The 19,464-nt window shown below is 62.6% G+C and carries 17 protein-coding genes; 14 read left to right on the forward strand and 3 right to left on the reverse strand.

The genetic code is table 11. The features are described 5' to 3' along the window. Positions 1–38: 38 nt before the first annotated feature. The 3 genes from GA615_RS09635 to GA615_RS09645 all read left to right on the forward strand — a co-directional run bounded on the left by GA615_RS09635 (position 39) and on the right by GA615_RS09645 (position 4,008). The gene (locus GA615_RS09635) at positions 39–1,952 is read left to right on the forward strand and encodes a sensor histidine kinase (protein ID WP_235905276.1); all 1,914 of its coding nucleotides are present in this window, start codon (positions 39–41) and stop codon (positions 1,950–1,952) included. A 6-nt stretch (positions 1,953–1,958) separates the two neighbouring features. Beyond that, a complete protein-coding gene (locus tag GA615_RS09640) occupies positions 1,959–2,489 on the forward strand; it encodes a hypothetical protein (protein ID WP_152051075.1) in 531 nt (176 codons plus the stop codon). Between the two features lie 109 nt (positions 2,490–2,598). After that, positions 2,599–4,008, forward strand: a complete 1,410-nt coding sequence (locus GA615_RS09645) for a sigma-54-dependent transcriptional regulator (RefSeq protein WP_152051076.1) — start codon at positions 2,599–2,601, stop codon at positions 4,006–4,008. A gap of 81 nt (positions 4,009–4,089) precedes the next feature. Here the strand turns inward: GA615_RS09645 and GA615_RS09650 are convergent, their stop codons facing one another. Together GA615_RS09650 and hemQ are read right to left on the reverse strand one after the other, a co-directional pair. Next, a complete protein-coding gene (locus GA615_RS09650) occupies positions 4,090–4,356 on the reverse strand; it encodes a putative signal transducing protein (RefSeq protein ID WP_152051077.1) in 267 nt (88 codons plus the stop codon). Positions 4,357–4,604: 248 nt separating this feature from the next. After that, the gene (gene hemQ / locus GA615_RS09655; protein WP_152051078.1) at positions 4,605–5,504 is read right to left on the reverse strand and encodes a hydrogen peroxide-dependent heme synthase; all 900 of its coding nucleotides are present in this window, start codon (positions 5,502–5,504) and stop codon (positions 4,605–4,607) included. 291 nt (positions 5,505–5,795) lie between these two features. On the opposite strand from hemQ, the gene GA615_RS09660 reads away from it, so the two are divergent. The 11 genes from GA615_RS09660 to GA615_RS09710 all read left to right on the forward strand — a co-directional run bounded on the left by GA615_RS09660 (position 5,796) and on the right by GA615_RS09710 (position 18,491). Further along, complete coding sequence (locus GA615_RS09660; protein ID WP_152051079.1) at positions 5,796–7,028, forward strand: hypothetical protein; 1,233 nt, start codon at positions 5,796–5,798, stop codon at positions 7,026–7,028. After that, positions 7,025–8,416: a hypothetical protein gene (locus tag GA615_RS09665; protein ID WP_152051080.1), complete on the forward strand. Its 1,392-nt coding sequence runs from the start codon at positions 7,025–7,027 to the stop codon at positions 8,414–8,416. Before GA615_RS09660 ends, GA615_RS09665 begins: the two co-directional genes overlap by 4 nt. Positions 8,417–8,733: 317 nt before the next feature. After that, positions 8,734–9,789: a hypothetical protein gene (locus GA615_RS09670; RefSeq protein WP_161602254.1), complete on the forward strand. Its 1,056-nt coding sequence runs from the start codon at positions 8,734–8,736 to the stop codon at positions 9,787–9,789. Between the two features lie 274 nt (positions 9,790–10,063). Further along, positions 10,064–11,446: a hypothetical protein gene (locus GA615_RS27785; protein WP_201750151.1), complete on the forward strand. Its 1,383-nt coding sequence runs from the start codon at positions 10,064–10,066 to the stop codon at positions 11,444–11,446. A 112-nt stretch (positions 11,447–11,558) separates the two neighbouring features. Further along, on the forward strand, positions 11,559–12,107 hold the full coding sequence (locus GA615_RS09680) for a hypothetical protein (RefSeq protein WP_152051082.1): 549 nt from the start codon (positions 11,559–11,561) through the stop codon (positions 12,105–12,107). A gap of 279 nt (positions 12,108–12,386) precedes the next feature. Beyond that, on the forward strand, positions 12,387–13,394 hold the full coding sequence (gene gap, locus GA615_RS09685) for a type I glyceraldehyde-3-phosphate dehydrogenase (protein ID WP_152051083.1): 1,008 nt from the start codon (positions 12,387–12,389) through the stop codon (positions 13,392–13,394). 200 nt (positions 13,395–13,594) lie between these two features. After that, entirely contained in the window at positions 13,595–14,791 is a 1,197-nt protein-coding gene (locus tag GA615_RS09690; protein WP_152051084.1) for a phosphoglycerate kinase, read from the forward strand. 580 nt (positions 14,792–15,371) lie between these two features. Continuing rightward, a complete protein-coding gene (rpe, locus tag GA615_RS09695) occupies positions 15,372–16,121 on the forward strand; it encodes a ribulose-phosphate 3-epimerase (RefSeq protein ID WP_152051085.1) in 750 nt (249 codons plus the stop codon). Further along, positions 16,118–16,708, forward strand: coding sequence for a histidine phosphatase family protein (locus GA615_RS09700; RefSeq protein ID WP_152051086.1), 591 nt, complete (start codon positions 16,118–16,120; stop codon positions 16,706–16,708). The genes rpe and GA615_RS09700 overlap by 4 nt, the downstream gene beginning before the upstream one ends. A gap of 72 nt (positions 16,709–16,780) precedes the next feature. After that, positions 16,781–17,707, forward strand: coding sequence for an acetyl-CoA carboxylase, carboxyltransferase subunit beta (gene accD / locus GA615_RS09705; protein WP_315851657.1), 927 nt, complete (start codon positions 16,781–16,783; stop codon positions 17,705–17,707). Between the two features lie 121 nt (positions 17,708–17,828). Beyond that, a complete protein-coding gene (locus GA615_RS09710) occupies positions 17,829–18,491 on the forward strand; it encodes an HAD family hydrolase (RefSeq protein ID WP_152051087.1) in 663 nt (220 codons plus the stop codon). A 20-nt stretch (positions 18,492–18,511) separates the two neighbouring features. Here the strand turns inward: GA615_RS09710 and GA615_RS09715 are convergent, their stop codons facing one another. Continuing rightward, the gene (locus GA615_RS09715; protein WP_152051088.1) at positions 18,512–19,462 is read right to left on the reverse strand and encodes a GDP-mannose 4,6-dehydratase; all 951 of its coding nucleotides are present in this window, start codon (positions 19,460–19,462) and stop codon (positions 18,512–18,514) included. Positions 19,463–19,464 lie beyond the last annotated feature (2 nt).

Genomic DNA, 19,464 nt, shown 5'->3' on the forward strand with positions numbered 1-19,464 from the left:
CACCGAGCATCCGACAGGCTCGACACGGAGGTCGCCCCATGCCCCGCTGGCCGATTCGGCTCAAGCTGATCGTCGGCCTGAGTCTGGTTGTTGCCATGATGATGACACTGTTGACCGGTGCCGTCGTCGGCCTTCGAGCCTTTCATCGCAGCAATCTGACGCTCACCGATCAGCTTCGAGAGTTGGGGGCGTCGAAGGACTTGCTTCAGGCGGTCATGCAGCTCGATCTTGACGATCGGGAACTGGAGCATTTCCTCTCGGACCAGGGCACGATCCCCAGCCTGTCCGAATCGGCGACCGAGGACCCTCCCGAGCCGGGGGCATTGCGATGGTCGGGGCTGTTGCTTGTCGGCCTGAGCCGCGGGGAGTCGCATCGTTCGGGAGCTTCCCTCATCGACGATCGGGTTGAGCGAACGTCGGGCCCCTTTGTCACCATCCTCGACCGCGAAGCCAGACGTCGAGAGTTACTCGATCGGTTGCTCAACCGCCTTCAGACCGCTCGGCAAGCCTTGCTTCGGTATTACTCCGAACTGGAGCGGAACAGCTTGCGAGGCAATCGTTCCGACGGTCGTGACGAGTTTACCCTGGCCTTTTTGATTGATGACGATCTGACGGGAGTCCTCCGGCAACTGCAGCCGGACGTGCCCATCGACCACCTGATCGACCGCACCTCGATCTACCTGACCCGGCATCCCGAAGCGAACTTGCTCAATGCAGGCCCCTGGGAGCCCTTTGCGTTGACGCGGGCCCGGCTCGATCGGCTGACCGCCTCGGCCGTTGCGTTGCCCGACAAATTGCACAGCGACTTCTTCCTGGTGCTCGAAGCCTCGAAGCGTCATTACCAGTCGAGCCGGGTGATGATCTGGACGGTGGCGCTCGCGGTGCTGGCAATGCTTTGCGGTCTCACAAAGCTCGTTCATCGCTGGCTGTTCACGCCGATCCGGCTCCTGCATCGAGGGGTCCGCCATGTGGCCCGAGGGTCGTTCGACTATCAGATCGAGCTTCAGACCGGGGATGAGATGCAAGCCCTGGCCGAGGCCTTCAACGACATGACCACCCGGCTCGGCGCGACGTATGCCGACCTTGAACAACAGGTCTCCGAGCGGAGCCGACAACTAGTCCGCTCCGAGCGGTTGGCAGGGGTCGGGTTCCTCGCCGCCGGTGTCGCTCATGAGATTAACAACCCGCTGGCCTCGATTGCCTTCTGTGCCGAAGCGCTCGAAGGACGCCTCGAACCCGTGCTCCGGACCACCGATCCCGAGGGAACCGGAGACTCTCGGGTCGTGCGTGACTACCTGCGGATGATCCAGGAAGAAGCCTTCCGCTGTAAGCGGATCACCGAGAAACTGCTCGACTTCTCCCGCTGCGGCGAGATTCAAAGCCAGCGAACGAATCTCGTCGAGCTGATCGATGGCGTCGTCGAGATGATGCGTCACATGGGGAAATACCGCGACAAGACCATCATCTTCCAGCCCCGAGAAGCCGTGGTCGCGTTCGTTGATCCCCAAGAAATCAAGCAGGTGATCCTCAATCTCGTCGTCAACGCGCTCGACAGCATGGACGCGGGAGGAACCCTGCGGATTGATGCCCGGGTCAGCGGAGGCCGGGCCGAGCTCACCTTCCGAGACGAGGGGTGTGGCATGGCTCCGGAGGTCCTCGAAAACATCTTCGAGCCGTTCTTCACCCGGCGCAAAGCCGGAAAGGGAACGGGCCTTGGCCTGTCGATTTCTCATCGCATTATCAATCAACACCACGGCGAGATCATGGCCATGAGTCCGGGAGAGGGATGCGGATCGACCTTCCTCGTCCGGCTTCCGACTCAGGTTCAGGCCCCACGGCGAGATCGGGGCGTGACCGAGCCCTCTCGCGGTCGGCACCCGCTTTGCAAGACTGGCATGGCGACAGGGGACGACACTGCGCAAGCGTCCCCCGATCTTCCGATTCAAGGATAAACAGCCATGCGAATGCTTTCGAGCCTCGGGACTGTCCTGTTCCTGGCCCTTTCCCCGGCCCTGTCTTGGGCCGACGATGATCGGACGCTGGAAGCCAAGTCGGTCCAGGACCCGTCGTTACCCAAAACGTATGTCGGGTTTTACAAGATTCTTTCAGGAGAGAACGACGGGAAACCGCTTCCTCAGGAGCGTCTCGAATCTCATGTGGTTCGCATCACGCAGGAGATGATCGTGGTGCTCGATGCCGATGAGAACGAGCTTTATTCCTGCTCGTACACCCTCGACCTTGATGCCAAGCCGCACCGGATCGACATGGAATCGACCGGTGGACCCTCCGTCTCGGTGGGGCAAACCGCCAAGGGGATTATGACTCAGGGAACGAACGAGCGGGATGAGCCGTTTGTGATGCTCTGTTACCGATTAGTCGGAGATGAGTATCCCGAAGCATTCCGCACTCGGGCTCAGTCTGAAATGAACCTGTTCGTGCTTCAACCGATTCCTGACCCGTCTGAGAGGAAGCACGACCCGAGCAACTAGACCAGGAGACCTCGGTCGGACCGGTCGGATTCGTCCCTCCGGTCCGATCGACCCCGATCGACACGCGTCGGCGACGGCGCCGGAGACCGCTCAAGGAGGAGACTCGATCATGGAGAAAACGCAACATGGCGGCCTGCGAATCCTCTTCGCCGATGATGAGGACTATCTGCGCGACTTGATGGAGCGAGAACTGCCGCGGCTCGGTCATGACGTGACGACTTGCCCCGATGGTCAGGCGGCGATTCGAGCCCTGGAACGAGGCCGGTTCGATGCGGCCTTGCTCGATATCCAGATGCCGGGCCTGACCGGGATCGAGGTTCTCGAAAAATTTCGCCAGCTCAGCCCTGAGACGCAGGTCATCCTGATGACCGGTCACGCCACGGTCGATACGGCCGTTCAGGCCCTTCGACTAGGGGCGTTCGACTACCTGACCAAGCCCTGCAAATGGGCCGAACTGGAGGTGGTCCTCAACCGGATTGCCGAACGGCGATCCTTGACCAACAAGGCCGCCGCCTTGGAGACGCGCCTGAAGGCCGCCGAAGGGGGCACGCCGATGCTCGTCGGCGAGACGCCGGTGATGCAGGACGTGATGCACTTGATTGACACCGTGGCGCCGACCGAGGCCACGGTCTTGATCCTGGGAGAGACCGGGACCGGCAAGGACCTGATTGCCCGGACCATGCACGAGCGGAGCCTCCGGGCCGATCAGGCCTTCGTGCCGGTCAATTGCGGGGCCTTGCCCGAGAACTTGATCGAGAGCGAGCTGTTCGGCCACCGCAAAGGGGCCTTCACCGGAGCCGAGACGAACCGCAAGGGGCTCTTCGAGGTCGCCAACGGAGGGACTCTGTTCCTCGACGAAGTGGGAGAGTTGAGCAAGGGACTTCAGGTCAAACTGCTTCGCTTCCTCGAATCGGGTGAGATCCGACGAGTGGGCGAGAATGAGCCGTTCCGCGCCGATGTGCGGGTCCTCTGCGCCACGAACCGGGATCTGCGCGAGATGGTCGCCGAAGATCAATTTCGTGAAGACCTTTTCTTCCGCATCAACACCTTTGAGATCTACTCCCCTCCCTTACGCGAACGCAAGGAAGACATCCCGCTGCTGGCCCAGCACATGCTCAAACGGTACGCTGGGCGTCGTCATGGCCCGATTCCGGAACTGGCCGACGATGCGATCGAGGCGTTGCTTGCCCACGACTGGCCGGGGAACGTTCGAGAACTGGCCAACGCGATCGAACGCGCCACGATCCTCGCCAGAGGGGGGACGATTCACGCCGAACACCTGCCAACGCAGGGAATGAGCCGGCGATCCCCCTCGCCTTCACTTGTGGCAACTCCCGCGTCCAGCGGAGGCCCGCACATTGCCATTCCGGAAGGGACTCCGACCCTTCGGGATCTGGAGCTTCACTACATCCAGGTCGTCTTGGAAAAGCATAAGGGGAACAAGCCCGCCGCCAGCAAAGAACTGGGGGTGAGCCTGAAGACGCTCTACAACAAGATCAATCAGCTTCAACGGTCTTGAAGAATTGAACCAGGTTCGATCGAGCCATCGAAGCCTCGCAAGCGATCCGCGGCGACACGTTCGATGGCTCGATCGCTCCGGTCAGGCGGAGCCTTGCTGGCGCTTCAGTTCTTCGTCGGCATGGCGCTTCCGGTGCTCCTCGTACTCGACGAGCCACTTTTCCGCCCGAGGCAGGTCCACCTTGCGGACATAGACCCGGGGATTGCCTTCCCAGGCGCCGAGAAAGTCTTGCATGTCTTGACCGTCAGACACCGCCTTGATGCCTTCGGCATTGAGCTGGTCGGCGATGAATTTGGCTTCCATTAAGCTCAGGGCCTGGTAGCACGGGGTCAGTTCGTCTTGATCCATGATGAGCCTCGCGCGTTGCGAACCGGGTAGCGGGTGACTCGCAAAAAGGAATCACCACGGAGCCATCCGGCCAGGATGGGAACGAATCAATGAGGGTTTGCGTCCTCGCCTGATCGGACGACCGATCGGGACAGCGACGCCATCGAGCCAAATGCCTCCCGAGTCTGCATTTCGGTGAGCCCGACGTGTGATGGCGACCAGAAAAAAAGGCCTGGACCGGGGCACGACATGGTGCGATGCCGGGAGCGTCAGAGGCAGACGGCCTCAAGCAGCTCCGCTGGTGGAGCAATGAAGCCGAAGTAGAAAGCACCGAACAGGGCGTATCGCGCCGAGCTCTCGTCGAACCGCATGGTGTAAACGATGTCTTTGAGGTACGCCGGATTGCGAGCCCAAAGCGTCACCCCCCATTCCCAGTCATCAAGACCGGTTGAGGCGGTGATGACCTGGGTGACTTTTCCCGCGAACTTCATGCCGCTTCGGCCGTGTTCGGCCATCATCTGTGAGCGCGGCTCGAACGGAAGCAGGTACCAGTTCTGCTCACCCTGGCGCATTTTGCTCATGGGGTAGAAGCAGAAGCAGGGCCAGTCGGGGAACTCCGGGTAGAGCCGCTGGCGGTTCATCGGTTCGAGCCGGTTGGTGTAGGCATTGACCTTGGCCTTGTATGCCGGGCTTTCGGGGTCCATGCCTTCGCGATCCCGGAGAATCGCGCCGTATTGCTCCGCGTCGGGAACGTACTCGGAGACTTCCGTGATCGAATAAAACGAATAGCTCGGAACCAGGGCCGGCCCGATGGCCGAAGCCTGAAGGGCGGTCTGCACACCGTGGATGGCCCGGAGGTCGGGGCCGGCCATCATGACGCCAAAATCGCTCTTGTGACCAGGAGTCACGAAGCACTGGCACTGCTCGATTCCCGGAGCGGAGTCGGTCGAGAGCGCCGCCAGGACCTGAGCTCGGCCCTGTTCCCTGGCTTCGGGGCTCAGGCGAGCCAGAGCCTCGCGGTCGATCCGGTAGAACAGATGCAGGAAATGCCACCCGGCTTCCGGAACCAGGGTCGCCGGCACCTGTTCCGCCGCGGCGGGTCGATGGCCGTGCTGCATCGGTTGCGTCCGGAGGCCGATGCCCGATGGTCGTTGCGTCCCCTCGTCCATCGACGATGTCCTTCCTGAAACTGACGTCAAAACCGAATGGATTGTCCTGTGTTGAGTTGTCTCCATTCTAAGGGGCATCTCATCCCCCCGACAAGCAAACGACCCCCTCGCGCCGCGGAATGCCTCGGCCATCGGGTCCAGTTCGATCGGTCGCTCGGAAGATTCCCTTCAGACGAATTTCTCTCGGAACAACGATGCTGCTCAAGTTAGCAGTCCGGTTCGTCGATTCGAACTTAAAAGTGATTGTTCCGCCGGCAGAATCGGCACTCTTAGGCGATGGGAGAGGGGCCAATGAGACGACCAATCGGGGCGTGTCCGGTCCTTGGCCTGCTGGTGCTTGTTCTTTGCCTGGCCGATTCGGGATCGGGCCGAGCGGGGACCGCAAGCGATTCGATCGGAGATGAGCAGGTTCCTGCGTCGCTGCCTGCCGAGGTGATCGATCCAATTCGGGAGGATGCGGCTTCTCCCGGCGTGACGGCGCGGGCCGAGGTGGAAGGAGTGGTCGCTCCAGGACTTCGGATCCGGCTTCGAGGAGACGGTTCCTCGGGGCATGGACTGCAATTCCGATGGCTGCAGACCTGGGGACCGACCGCCGAGCTGGATGATCCGACCTCAAGTACACCGTCCTTGATCGTGCCGAGAGCCACGGGATCAATGGCTTTCGTGCTGGTTGTGCGCAACGCGGAAGCCGTGGATCTGGTCACCCTCCACGTGCCGATTCAATGGGAAGGCAGAGACGCTGTTCCTCAGGACCTTGTCGCCGATGCCGGCGACGATCAACTGGCCCTGGTCGGTCGGCAAGTGACCCTCAATGGCATTCGAAGCACGCCGAGGGGAGAGATCGGCTATCGATGGCTCCAGGTCGAGGGGCCTCCCGTCGCCCTGGAAATCGAGGATGGGTATGTCTACACCTTCGTTCCTGAGTCGCCGGGGCGGTATCGCTTTGCCCTGGTGGTCGCCTCGGGCACTGCCATCTCTCGCCCGTCGTTCGTGGCCGTCGACGTGCAATCGGCCGCGCCGATGCGGTCGGAAGCGACGGCAGTGGCACCTTCCGAGGCGTCGGGCTCGACAATCGCCACCATCGCCTCGGCGGCGCTTCGAGAGGTCTCGGAGGGGCCTGAGCGGGCCGATCGCGTGGCCGGAGTCTTCGATGGGGTGGCCGGTCGAATGGAACTCTACGCCTCGGCGGCTGAGGCGTTCCGAGAAATCGCCCTCCGGCTCGATGCCGTCTTGCCGGAGGACCTGGAAACCAGACAGCGCTGGAATTCCCAGGTCTTCGAGCCGATCAGCGCCGCTGTGCTGGCCGAGTTCGGCCGCCGGGGAATCGATCTCGCTCGGGCCGAAACAATGGCCGCAACACTCGCTCCACCGGCCCGCTCGGCGCTGGCCGAACAGTTTCGAACGATTGCCGAAGGCTTCCGATCCGTTGCTTCGTCGGATCGCCAGAGTGCGATTTCGAGGGGTGACACACCTCACATCGACCAGATCTCCGCGACACCGGAGCAGGGCAGGGGGATTCGATGATCACGTCGACCAGGCACTCGATGGTTCTCGGGGCGATCGGCCTGATGATCGTCTCGCTGTTGATCCCGGCCTCGCCGGTTATCGCTCAAGGTTCGGGAGCCTCCGCGGCCGGGTTCGTGGACTGCGCCCAGGCGCTGAACGAGACGATCCGTTCCGGACGGCCGACCGTGGTGGTCATCACCTCCCGAGCCGTTCCCGCCTCGGTTGGCCTGCGTGACGGCATGGCCAGAGACCTGCTCCACAGTTCGATCGGTCAGAGTGCCATGTTCGCCGAGATGCCCGTCGAACTGTTCGCCGACCGGGTCGCACGACTCGGAGTCGAGCAATATCCGACCTTGCTTGCCTACGGGAGTCGGGATGGGGCCCTGGTGCGGCTTGGATCGCTCGCCGGTCCAACCGACTCGGCCCAGGTGGCTGCCTGGATCGGGTCTCTTGGCCTGACGGGAGGGGGGTATGCGACCCCCAGGACCGATCCGTCGGTGAGTCAATCGGGCTTGCTTCACCGGGATCGGGGGTCGTACGTGGCCGTCCCGGTGGCATCTCCCCAGCAGCCGGTTCAGGCCCCCCCGCCTCCGACCAAGCCGCAACCGCCCACCTCGGGAATGATCCCGGTGGGGCATGCGGCTCCTCCGGCCATGTCTCCGGTGGTCATGCAGGAATCCGGGCCTCCGGTGATCGTGCAGCAGCAATCGCCGTCAATCTACATCCAGCCGCAGGCCCCTCGAATCATGCTCGGGCAGATGCCTCCTCCCGAGATCACGATTGTGCAGGGACCTCAGGCGGCCCCGACGATCAACTATGCGGTGGTGGGGGGGCAACCTCAGGCGGCTCCGAATCTGTTCGCGGTGCCTCAACCTTCGGTTCCGAATCAGGGTGTTCCCTCTCCGCAAGGACCTGCCGCGGCGCCTCCTGAGATTTCGTATAGTTACTCGACACCCAACCCTGGGGCGACTCTCATGACCGCCGCTCCGATGTCGGGGTTGGCCGTTGCTCCGCAGCAATCGGTCGTTGGAACGACGGCGGTGGCGCTCTTGCTTCAGAATCCCGATCTGGTCAATTCCATGATCGGCACACTCGGTAAAGGTTTCTCACGGCTCGGCGAAGCCCTGGAACGGCATGGTCACCCTCGGGTCCGGTTGCCTCGTTCCGAACCACCGCAGCAATCTGCCGGAACAATGACCCTGGTTCCCGCCATGTCGCTTCCCGCGTCCTCGACGGTTCCCATGATGACCGTGCCGGTTCAAACTGAGGCCCCGCCCAGCATGATTCCCGCGTCCCCTGCCTACCCGACGGCGATTCCCTCGCCTCAGTCGGAATCGGGTCACGGACATCCCCCGCATTCCACACCCGGACCTCACGCGCCCAAACGCCCCTGGTGGAAGCGTTGATCCAGGAAAAGGTGCCCGCGACAACGGAGCGATGCGTGCCGAGATTCGGCCATCGCTCCGGCAAGAGAAGGCATTTCGTTCGTGCCGTCCGTTCCCCTCGGGTTTCAATCGGAATCGATGCATGGGAGGTCAAGATTTTTGGATTTTGTGACTAAGGCCGGCCATTTCTCAGATGATTTCTAAAGAACGAGGTCTCTACGTCCTCGACTGCCTTTGGTTTGCTCCGTTGGTCTCCCCATTTGGAATCAAGCACCATGGTCGACCTCCTCAATGGCATGCTCCCGGTGCCTTGCACCGCGGAGCATCCGCTCGAACAAATGAGCGCACACGGACAACTCCGCGCCGGAGCCCTCACCAGCACCCTCTGGGATCGCCCCAAGCGGGGGCCTTTGCAATTGAACGTCGTGTTCCTCGACGGTCACCCGACGATCCACTCGCTGGTCAAAACGCACGTTCGGGATTGGGAAGCCGCGGCGAATCTGAAGTTCAACTTCCTCAGTCCGGATCGGTTCGTCGATGCTCACATCCGGATCACGATGCCGGCGACCCGGATCTTTCAGTCATACATCGGGACCGGAGCGTTGTTGATTGATCGGCGCTTGCCGTCGATGACGCTCGGCTTCACCGACGACGTCCTGGCGAACCCAAACGAGGTCAAACGGCTCGTCCTGCACGAGTTCGGCCATGCCCTTGGCCTGATCCACGAGCATCAGAACCCCCGGGGGGGGCTGACCTTCAAGGTTCCCGAGGTCTACGACTATTTCTGGCAGCATCATCGCTGGGACCAGCGCACCGTCCGTGAACAGGTCATTGAACCGACCCGGATCGAGCTGCTGCACAACGCCACGCAGTTCGATCCGAAATCGATCATGCTCTACGCTTTCCCGGCCTCGATTATCGCCGGAGGCCCTGTCACCGCGACGCAGCTCAACTACGAACTGTCTGAGTGCGACCGGCGCTACATCGCCTCGCTGTACCCGAAAGACTCAACGCAACCTCCCCCCTCGGTTCCTGTCGAACCGACCGGCTATTTGCCGCTGCAACTGGGCAAACCCCTGACCGGAACCCTACCGATCCGAGGGGCGGAAATTCCCTACGGCTTCAAGATCGCAACGCCGGGCCGTTACGTCATGGAAACCTTCACGCCGGCGGGAAGTCGGGAGGAATACTGGGTTCTCACCCTGCGAGATGCCCGGCAGCAGGTCGTGGCGGACGACCACCACGGCAGCAGTCCAAGCGGCCTCAACGCCCTGATCGAATGCGATCTGGCCCCAGGGGCGTATCGCCTTCATCTACGGCACCGCCTTCGCTCAGGACTCGGAACGTACGGAATTGTCGTGCGCAACGCGCAATCGAGGGATTTGCGCGGGTGATCGACCGCTCAGGCACTGGGGGACCGGCTCCGAGTCGTCTCGGTGCCTGTCTCCGGTTCCGCCGGAGGCGGTCCTGTTCCACCAGGACCGCTCGGATCGGCCAAACGATCTCACGCGGCTTGAATTCGCATCGGCTCAATTTGGCTGCTATACTTGCGTGGTTTGGCTCACAAGAGCCGCTCCTTGAGCCCGATTCCCTGAGCCAGTGGAGCGGCTAGCTAACCTCACCTGGTGAGGTGAGGGGCATTGCATTTCGAACGGGAGGGGGAACCCCGTGAATCGACTCGGCCCGACCTCCTTCTGGATCGTCCTGGTATGTCTGGTTGCGCCGGCCTCGATGGGGCAAGTTGCGGCTCAGGGGCAAGAGCGCGCGGTCGATCCGGAGGAGGTTTCGCTTGCTCCGGAGCAGTTCGATCTGATCCACCGCACGCTCCAGGGAGTTCACGACGAACTGAAGGCAGCGGACCCCGACATTGCCGCCGACACCTTGCGGGGACGGTTGTTGATCGAAGCGTATCAACTCATCAACAACGTGATGAACACCGGTCTGTCTGACGACCAACTTCTGCTCCTTCCCGACTCGTTGAAAGAGGATGCCGGGCGGCTTGTCTCGATCGTTGTGGAAGATGAGCATTCTGATGCTCCAGGAACGGACCAGGGGCCGTTGCTGATCGACGATTCGTCCATCCCCGTTCGTCTGCGTCCGTTTCAGCCAATCCTCGCGGAGGTGCTTGCGGATCGCTTCGCGCAACTCAAGGCATCAAATCTCGATCCAGCAACACTGCGGAAGACGTTTGAGCAAGAGGCGATTGAGATGGCCGCCAGAGCAATCTCTCCCTCAGACGATCCGCGTGATCTGGTTGAGGCGGAACGGGACTATGTCGTCGCGCTCGCGTCGGGGATCGCCGGAGGGAACCTGAACCCAACGAATGATGCCGACCCTGCCGATGACCTCTTGCTTCAAGACGAGCTTGATGGAATTGCCGAGCTTCTCAGACGAAAAAACGCCGAGTGGAAGATCTCGGGAGAATGGCCTGCGATCAAGGATCGGATCGACCGGCTCGAACAGTTTGGAATGGCCCTGCTCGAGGAGAGTCTTCAGCGTCGTGATGCCGAGGCGTCCATCCCCATTTCGGCCCAGAAGCAAATCCGGGCCATGGCGGAAGTGATCGCTCGGGGCATTCCGCTGGCGCTTCGTCCAGAGACGACGACCCCCATCACTCCCGACGAGCCTTCCGAGCCCGACGAGCCTTCCGAACCCGAGGAACCGCCGAGCGTCGAGCCGTTTGAACTGGCCCCGGAACAGTTTCAGCGACTGGCGAGACTGGCCAGAGCCGTCGATCAGGGGCTTATCGTCGCCGGGATCGACCTGCCCACGCGACGTACCACACTCCGCAAATTTTTCCGAGAGCATGCGGCACACCGTATCGGTCGAACCGTGGAATCCCTTCCCCCGGAGTTTCTTGAGGCGGTCGATCACGAGGTTGAGCGGATCTTGGCCGAACACTCCGGTGTGATCGATCCTGGGTACCCTCCCGTCATCGTTCAACCTCCGGTGGTCACGGTTCCTCCGATCATCGCGGTTCCGACGACGGATCGGCCGATCCGGGTGGGTGTTCCCGACCGTCACTCCCGGTGGTGCTTCCCCTGGAACTGACACAGTCTCCCCATCGAGTCCCCGAAGCTCGAATCGGTTGGCTCGACGCGCTCGAAACGCCTTCCGACCTGAACACGGATTGGGTCATTCTTTGTCAACGGAGCGAACGACCATGAGGTTGTCCTCGATCAGTGTCCGGTGCCTGACCTTGCTCGGGGTCGTCCTCCTGACACCCGGGCTCATTGAGCAATCTGCCAACGCCGGTGATCTCTTTCGAAAAAAAGGGCAGTTGATCGCGGTTCCCGTTGCGCAGCCCGCGGCCTCCCCCTCGATCCTGTACGCCTTGCCGACGCAACCGGCTCAGGTCAGCGTGCTCCACGTCCCAACGCAACAAGCACTGGTTGCGGTACCGAGCTACGGGAGTGTGGCGAAATCGATGGTCCAGGTTCAGCAGCACGCCCCCCCCGAGCGAGGCGATTCCCCCTCGATTCAGATCACGGTGATCGAAGGTGATTCGTCCCGGTCGACTCCCTCGCCTCAGGCGTCGGGGCAGTTGCAGGGGAAATCTCAGACTCAGGTTCAGTATTTCTCTGTGCAACCGCAGTCGGTGACCTACGTTGCCCCGATCGTCTCGCAAGCCGTCGCGGTGCCGCAGGCGACCCCGGTGCAGATCTACTACGTGCCCCCGGCTCCCAAGCGGTCCTGGTTCAAGTCGCACTGACTTGAGTGCGTCTCACGCTTCCGTTGAGAGATCAAGCGATCGGAGCGAGGCCCGGCGACTGGGCGTCGCTCCGATCAGTCGTTTTACTGGGTTGCGTGTTGCGAGGCTCGGGAGGAAGGACGGCCCGGTGTCGCGGCTTGGATTGACAGGCCGAAACCCGAATTTCTATAATCCGCGCCATACCGTCGAAGTCGCTTACGAAATGACCACTTGCGATCTTCGCCCCCACGATTTGCACTCTTATTTGACAGTTTCCTTAACGACTCGGGGATTTTCTCCATGGCTGTTCGTGTTGGTATTAACGGTTTCGGTCGGATCGGCCGTCTGGTCTTCCGCGTCATGGCGGAGCGGCCCAACGACTTCGAGATCGTCGCGATCAATGACCTGTCCGACGCCAAGAAGCTGGCGAGCCTGCTGAAGTACGATAGCGTCCACGGCCGGTTCAACGGCACGGTCGAGGCCGCGGAGAAGGCCATCATCGTCAATGGCAAGGAAATCCCGATCCTGGCGGAAAAGGATCCGGCCAACCTGCCCTGGAAATCGCTCAACTGCCAGATCGCCCTGGAGTCGACCGGTTTCTTCACCAACCGGGCCGGCTTGCAGAAGCACATCGACGCCGGAGCCGATCGGGTCGTCCTCAGCGCCCCGGCGAAGGACCCCCTCGACCTGACCGTCGTGCTCGGCGTCAATGACGAACAGCTCAAGGCCGACCACCGGATTATCTCGAACGCATCCTGCACGACCAACTGCCTCGCCCCGCTCGCCAAGGTGCTCAACGACACCTTCGGCATCGAAAAGGGCCTGATGACGACCGTCCACGCCTACACCAACGACCAGCGGGTGGCCGACCAGATCCACAGCGATCCCTACCGCGCCCGAGCCGCCGCGATCAACACGATCCCGACGACCACCGGTGCCGCCAAGGCCGTGGGCGAAGTGATCCCCGAACTCAAGGGGAAGCTGACCGGCATCTCCCTCCGCGTTCCGGTGCCGACCGGCAGCATCGTTGACCTGACCACGGTCATGAAGCGCGATGTGACCGCCGATGAGGTGAACAATGCCCTGAAGGAGGCCGCATCGAAGGCCCCGTTCAAGGGAATCATCTCCTACGTCACCGATCCGATCGTCTCCAGCGACGTGATCACCGACCCTCACTCCTGCATCTTCGTGCCCGACTGGACCCAGGTCATGCAGGGGAACCTGCTCAAGACCTGCGCCTGGTACGATAACGAGTGGGGCTATTCCTGCCGGACCGCCGAGCTGATCTCGAAGATGGCCGCTCTCTGAGCCGAGCCGATCGAGTTCTTCTCGCCACCACGTTTCCTCGCGACGACGCCCGGCCGATCCCTGGTAAAGGGGGGCCGGGCGTTGTCTCATGTCGATTCCGAACACGATCTCGACGCGCCGAGGTCCCGACCCGATTCGAACGGGATCGATCGGCCCGACAACCTTGATCCCACACCGAGAGTCATTAAAGGACACCCACCTTGGCCAAGCAAACGATCAAGGACCTGGATTTCAAGGGCAAGAAGGCGCTGGTCCGGGTCGATTTCAATGTCCCCCAGACGAAGGACGGCGAGGTCTCCGACGATCGCCGGATCCGATCGGCCCTGCCGACCCTCACGCACATTCTCGACCAGGGAGGCTCGCTGATTCTCGTCAGCCACCTGGGCCGTCCCAAGGGGGACCCGGAGGCCGACGCCGCCTTCCGGATGGACAAGGTCGCCGCCCGGCTTCAGGAGTTGATCGGCCGCCCCGTGCAGAAGGCCGACGATACGGTCGGCCCCGACGCCCAGGCCAAGTGCGCCGCCCTGAAGCCCGGCGAGATCGTGGTCCTGGAGAACGTCCGCTTTAACAAAGGGGAGAAGAAAGGGGACCCCGAGTTCGCCAAGCAACTTGCCGGCCTGGCCGATTGCTACGTGAACGACGCCTTCGGCACCTGCCACCGCGACGAGGCGTCGATGCTCGCCGTCCCCGAGCAATTCCCGAGCGACCAGCGGGCCATCGGCCTCCTGGTGGAGAAGGAACTGCAGATCCTCGACCAGCTTCTCGGCCAGCCGAAGCCCCCGATGATCGCCGTGATGGGAGGGGCCAAGGTTTCCGATAAGATCGGCGTGATCGAGAGCCTGCTCAAGAAGGTCGACAAGCTGCTCATCGGCGGCGCGATGACTTACACGTTCCTCAAGGCCCAGGGGCACTCCATCGGCATGAGCCGTTGCGAGGAGGATCGTCTCGACGTTGCCCAGCACCTCTTGAAACTCGGCGGCGACAAGATTGTCCTGCCGCAGGACCACCTGGTGACGACCTCGCTCGATCCCAACGAAGCCAAAACGACCGTCATCGAGGGCTCGGATCTTCCCGAAGGTCAGATCGGGATCGACATCGGACCCAAGACCGCCGAAGCCTACGCCGAGATCATTCGAAACGCCGGAACGGTCGTCTGGAACGGCCCGATGGGCAAGTTCGAGGACGAGCCGTTCCGCAAAGGGACCATCGCCGTTGCCGAGGCCATGGCCGCGTCACCCGCGGTCACCGCCGTCGGAGGAGGCGAAACGGCCGAGGCCGTGGAACAGTTTGGCCTCGCCGACAAGGTCTCGCACGTTTCCACCGGCGGCGGTGCGTTCCTCGAAGCGCTCGAAGGGAAATCCTTCAACTCCCTGCGAGTCATTCCGGATCGCGACTGAATCGGCCCTGGACGCAACGGTGTTCGGAAAGCGTCACCCAGGTCAGCTTCCCGAGCACCGAGCCCTGGCTCCCGTTCTCGTTCCGGGCTCATGAGGAGACCGCCAGCTGCTGCGATCCATCACGGCTGCGGTGCTCGATCCGAAGGCAGCCCTTGGGTGGCGCAAGACTTCTGGTCTCCACGTGGGTTTCTCACGCTTCGAATCCGCTCGGAAATGAAACGCGTTGGGGTTTTCGAGCGATTCGAATGCCGTGGATGTCCGATGGAACGTGAATGCTACGGACAGAGTCGTCGGTTGGCATCCTCCGCGATCTGATCGATGGCACAAGGAATGCAAGACAAGAAGGCTGGGCAAGTTGGGTTCGTCTGCCTTTGCGTTCGAACGTTCCTCGATTTTCGGGAGATCGAGAAGAACACGAATGGGGAAACCGGACGGATTCTCTGGACCTTCGCGAGAGGCAGTGGTATAGAGAAACGATCGATCCCCGGCTCTCGGACGGGAGCAAGCGGGATCGGTCATCGGACTGGGGCGGAGCGATGAGGCCATTGCTCCGAGGCCCGAGGTCACCCGAGGTGATCCGATGCCGAGCGATCGAACTGAGCGACTGCAAGTCTGGGATCGCGCGTCCGCGCCCGTGATCACGCCGTCGCTTCTGGATTGCGATTTTGCCAGGGTGGGCCAGGAGATCGCCGCCCTTGAGGCTGCCGGGGTGGTCGCGCTGCACCTTGACGTGATGGACGGGCATTTCGTGCCAAACCTCAGCTACGGGCCTCCCGTCGTGGCCGACTGGCGTAAGGTGACCTCGCTTCCGTTCGATGTCCACCTGATGATGAGCAATCCGGCCGATTTTCTCGACGCCTTTGTTGCGGCCGGGGCCGATAGCCTCCTGATTCATGCCGAGGCGGTGCCATCTCCCGCCGACTTGCTCCGGCAGATCCAGCAGCAAGGGTGCCGGGCCGGACTGGTGATCAACCCGCCGACCCCCTGGACGGCGGTTGAGCCGTATCTCGATGCGATCGACTCGGTGCTGGTCATGAGTGTCATGCCCGGCTTCGGGGGCCAATCGTTTCAGGATCATGTCCTGGAAAAAGTTCGGGCGATCCGCCAGGCTCGGCCGAGCCTGCGGATCGCCATCGACGGCGGGATCAATGCCTCGACGGCCGACCGGGCGACAGCCGCCGGCGCAACTCAGCTGGTCGTCGGTTCAGCCACCTATCGACCCGATGGCAATTACGCGGCGTCGCTGGGCGAGGTGGCCGAGGCGGCTCGTCGTGGACTCGAACGAGGCGGGGGCGTCCCGGGCGGGGCGGCTCACCCGTCACTCGAATGACACAGGTGCTTCTGATTCGACCGGGTGCCACGGTCTACGACGAGCAAAACCGGGTCCAGGGCATCCTCGACGTCCCGCTGAGCGACCGAGGCCGTGCCGAGGTCGCCGAACTGGCCGATCGGCTCGCGGGAAACGGCGTGGCCATCTCTGCGCTGTATTGCGGCCCCGGAGAAAGCGTGGTGCGAACCGCCGAGACCGTCGGACGAGCCCTGGGCCTGCGGGTCCGTCGGCTCGACGAGCTTCGGAACCTCGACCAGGGACTCTGGCAAGGCTTGCAGATCGACGAGATCCGCCGACGCAATCTCAAACTGTTCCGCCAGTGGCAGGAAGACCCTCGAACGGTCTGCCCTCCTCAGGGAGAGCCCGTGGAAACCGCCCTGGCCCGAATCACCACGGCCCTTCGCCCGATCCTTCGCAAACACCGAGACGAGGCCATCGGTCTCGTTGTGGCCGAGCCGATCGCCCGGCTTGTCTCCTGCTTCCTCAGACGCGATGAGAATGTCCTCTTGCTCGAACCGGTCCCGACGGGCGATTTTGAACGCATTGAAGTCGTCGCAGAGGGCCGACAGGATCGATCACCCCCCTAAGTCGAGGCGACCCTTAAGATTCCGACAGGGTCCCGACTTCTTTCGTTTCCCTTCCCCGCGAGCTCGAGATTGATGGAACAACTCACCACCCCTCATGCCGATGTCCGGAGCCCCAGCCCGGCCGTCGCCCCCACCGGAGCGACTCCGCCCATGGCCTCCAACCGCAGTTCTTCGACCGACGCCGTCCCCTTGCCCGCCGTCAGCAAGAAGGTCCCCGAAGGGGTCTGGATGCGCTGCGACGGCTGTTCGGCAACCCTCTTCCGGAAGGAAGTCGAGCGCAACCGCCACGTCTGCCCCCAGTGCAATCACCACTTCACCCGATCGGCCCGCGATCGGATCGCCGACCTGCTCGACACAGACACCTTCGAGGAATGGTTCCCCAACCTTCGCCCTGGTGACCCCCTGGGCTTCAACGACCGTCGGCCCTACCCGACCCGAGTCGAGGCCGAACAGCGCCGAACGGGTCTGACCGAGGCCGCCGTGGTGGGTCAAGGATTCATCAAGGGGATCCGGACCGTCTTCGGGATCACGGATTCCGGGTTCATCATGGGCAGCATGGGCTCGGTCGTCGGGGAGAAGATCACCCGGGCGATCGAGGAAGCCACCCGTCTGAAGCTCCCGCTGGTCATCGTCTCCGGCTCCGGTGGCGGGGCTCGGATGCACGAGGGAATTTTCTCCCTGATGCAGATGGCCAAGACCTCTGCCGCCCTGGCACGTTATCATGCCGCCGGGGGCTTTTTCATCAGCGTACTGACCCACCCGACGATGGGGGGCGTAGCCGCCAGCTTCGCCAGCCTGGGGGACGTGATCCTCGCCGAGCCAAAGGCCCTGATCGGCTTTGCCGGCCCGAAGGTCATTCAGCAGACGGTCCGGGTGAAGCTTCCCGAAGGATTCCAGCGGAGCGAGTTTCTGCTCGAGCACGGGTTCATCGACCGAATCGTTCACCGTCATGACCTGCGGAGCACACTTGCTCAACTGCTCAACTACGTGACCCCCTGACGACGATCACCGGGCTCAAGGCGTGAGGATGACGATCAAACCGCCCTGGCCGCGACCGTTCGGGGAATCTCCGCGCAGACGTTTCCCGCTCCGCCCGATTCATTGACCGCAGGCGAGTCTGATGCCAAGGCCCCGCGCTGTCCTCTTCGATTTCGATGGTGTTCTCGCCGACACTGAGAATGTTCATGTGGCATCCTGGGAGCGGATCTTCGCCGTGATGGGGCTGGAGGTCACTCCCGAGCAATGCTCCCGCGCCGCCGAGATCGACGACCGCGCCTTCTTGACCGAGATTCTCACGGCCAAGAAGATCGAAGACGCCGCGATCGAGGGTTGGGTGGGTCGCAAGCAGGAGCTGGCCGCGGCGATGCTGGGGGATGAACCCCGCCTCTATCCCGGAGTCGCCGAACTGGTGCGACGGCTCGAACATCAGGTGGTGCTGGCGGTCGTCACCTCGGCAAGGCGTGAGGATGTCGACAGCGTGCTCCGATCAGGTGGGATTGCCGGTGCATTCAGCACGGTGGTGTCGAAGGAAGACGTGACACGGACCAAGCCGGACCCCGAGCCTTACCGCACGGCTCTGGAACGGTTGGGAGTGGCCCGTCAGGAGGCCGTGGTGCTCGAAGATTCGGCGGCAGGGCTGGCCTCGGCCCGAGCGGCGGGACTTCGAAGCATTGCGATCGGCCACCGTCACACCAAAGGGGTGTGGGTGGGTGAATCGACCTTCCTGGAAGACCTCGCAGACGTGGACGGAGTCCTGTTCGCCCTGGGATGTGCCGACGAGTAAATCACAGGAAGCACCCGGTTTCAAACAGACCGAAACCAGGAAACGAATTGGGCGAGCCCGACCTCGAAAGGGGTCGAGGGATCGTAACCCAGTTCGGTTCGAGCGCGGGAAATGTCGGCGAAGGTTTGTCGCACATCGCCCGGTTGCTCGGGTTGTCGGTCGATGATCGGTTCCTTACCGAGCGCGCGGCCAAGCGCCGCAATCATCTCACGCAGCTCAATCGGCTCGGAGTGACCAAGATTGTAGATGTGGTGTTTTTTGCATTTGTCGGCGGCTCGAATGACTCCATCCACAATGTCGCCAACGAAGGTATAGTCCCGTCGGGTCGTGCCGTCGCCGAACATGGGGATGGGGCGATCTTGCTCGATGAGGTGGGCAAACTTGGAGATCGCCAGGTCGGGGCGGTTCCTGGGGCCGTAGGCGGTGAAGAATCGGAGCCCGGTCACGGGCAAGTCGTAGAGGTGGTGGAAGGTGTGGGCGATCAGTTCACAGGCTTTCTTGGTCGCCGCGTAGGGGCTGATGGGCGTGTCCACGCGGTCGTCTTCATGGAAGGGCGCATCGGGTCGATCTCCGTAGACGCTGGAGCTGGACGCGAAGACGAACCGGGGCATGGGGTCGAGCTGTCGGGCGGCTTCCAGCAGTGTGGTCGTGGCGGAGACGTTGACTTCCGTATAGAGCAGGGGTTGCTCGATGCTCGGCCGGACCCCCGCCCGGGCGGCGAGGTGGAAGATCACCTCGGGGTGCGTCTCCCGGACGAGCCGGGAGGCGGCCTCGGCATCGCGCAGGTCCAGTTCGACCAGCCGAAAGCCAGGGTGGCTCTGGGCCTGGTCGAGATTGCGACGCTTCAGACGGGGATCGTAGAACGAATCGAAGTTGTCGACCCCGATCACCTCGACCCCGTCGTCGAGCAAGCGGTCGACCAGATGCGAGCCGATGAAACCGGCCGCGCCGGTGACGAGCATCCGAGACATCA

It is taken from the genome of Tautonia marina (genome assembly GCF_009177065.1).
GTDB lineage: Bacteria > Planctomycetota > Planctomycetia > Isosphaerales > Isosphaeraceae > Tautonia > Tautonia marina.

Coding starts and splice junctions, on each gene's coding strand:
- GA615_RS09635 (WP_235905276.1), top strand. CDS start 39: ATGCCCCGCTGGCCGATTCGGCTCAAGCTGATCGTCGGCCTGAGTCTG.
- GA615_RS09640 (WP_152051075.1), top strand. CDS start 1,959: ATGCGAATGCTTTCGAGCCTCGGGACTGTCCTGTTCCTGGCCCTTTCC.
- GA615_RS09645 (WP_152051076.1), top strand. CDS start 2,599: ATGGAGAAAACGCAACATGGCGGCCTGCGAATCCTCTTCGCCGATGAT.
- GA615_RS09650 (WP_152051077.1), bottom strand. CDS start 4,356: ATGGATCAAGACGAACTGACCCCGTGCTACCAGGCCCTGAGCTTAATG.
- hemQ (WP_152051078.1), bottom strand. CDS start 5,504: ATGGACGAGGGGACGCAACGACCATCGGGCATCGGCCTCCGGACGCAA.
- GA615_RS09660 (WP_152051079.1), top strand. CDS start 5,796: ATGAGACGACCAATCGGGGCGTGTCCGGTCCTTGGCCTGCTGGTGCTT.
- GA615_RS09665 (WP_152051080.1), top strand. CDS start 7,025: ATGATCACGTCGACCAGGCACTCGATGGTTCTCGGGGCGATCGGCCTG.
- GA615_RS09670 (WP_161602254.1), top strand. CDS start 8,734: ATGAGCGCACACGGACAACTCCGCGCCGGAGCCCTCACCAGCACCCTC.
- GA615_RS09680 (WP_152051082.1), top strand. CDS start 11,559: ATGAGGTTGTCCTCGATCAGTGTCCGGTGCCTGACCTTGCTCGGGGTC.
- gap (WP_152051083.1), top strand. CDS start 12,387: ATGGCTGTTCGTGTTGGTATTAACGGTTTCGGTCGGATCGGCCGTCTG.
- rpe (WP_152051085.1), top strand. CDS start 15,372: ATGCCGAGCGATCGAACTGAGCGACTGCAAGTCTGGGATCGCGCGTCC.
- GA615_RS09700 (WP_152051086.1), top strand. CDS start 16,118: ATGACACAGGTGCTTCTGATTCGACCGGGTGCCACGGTCTACGACGAG.
- accD (WP_315851657.1), top strand. CDS start 16,781: ATGGAACAACTCACCACCCCTCATGCCGATGTCCGGAGCCCCAGCCCG.
- GA615_RS09710 (WP_152051087.1), top strand. CDS start 17,829: ATGCCAAGGCCCCGCGCTGTCCTCTTCGATTTCGATGGTGTTCTCGCC.
- GA615_RS09715 (WP_152051088.1), bottom strand. CDS start 19,462: ATGTCTCGGATGCTCGTCACCGGCGCGGCCGGTTTCATCGGCTCGCAT.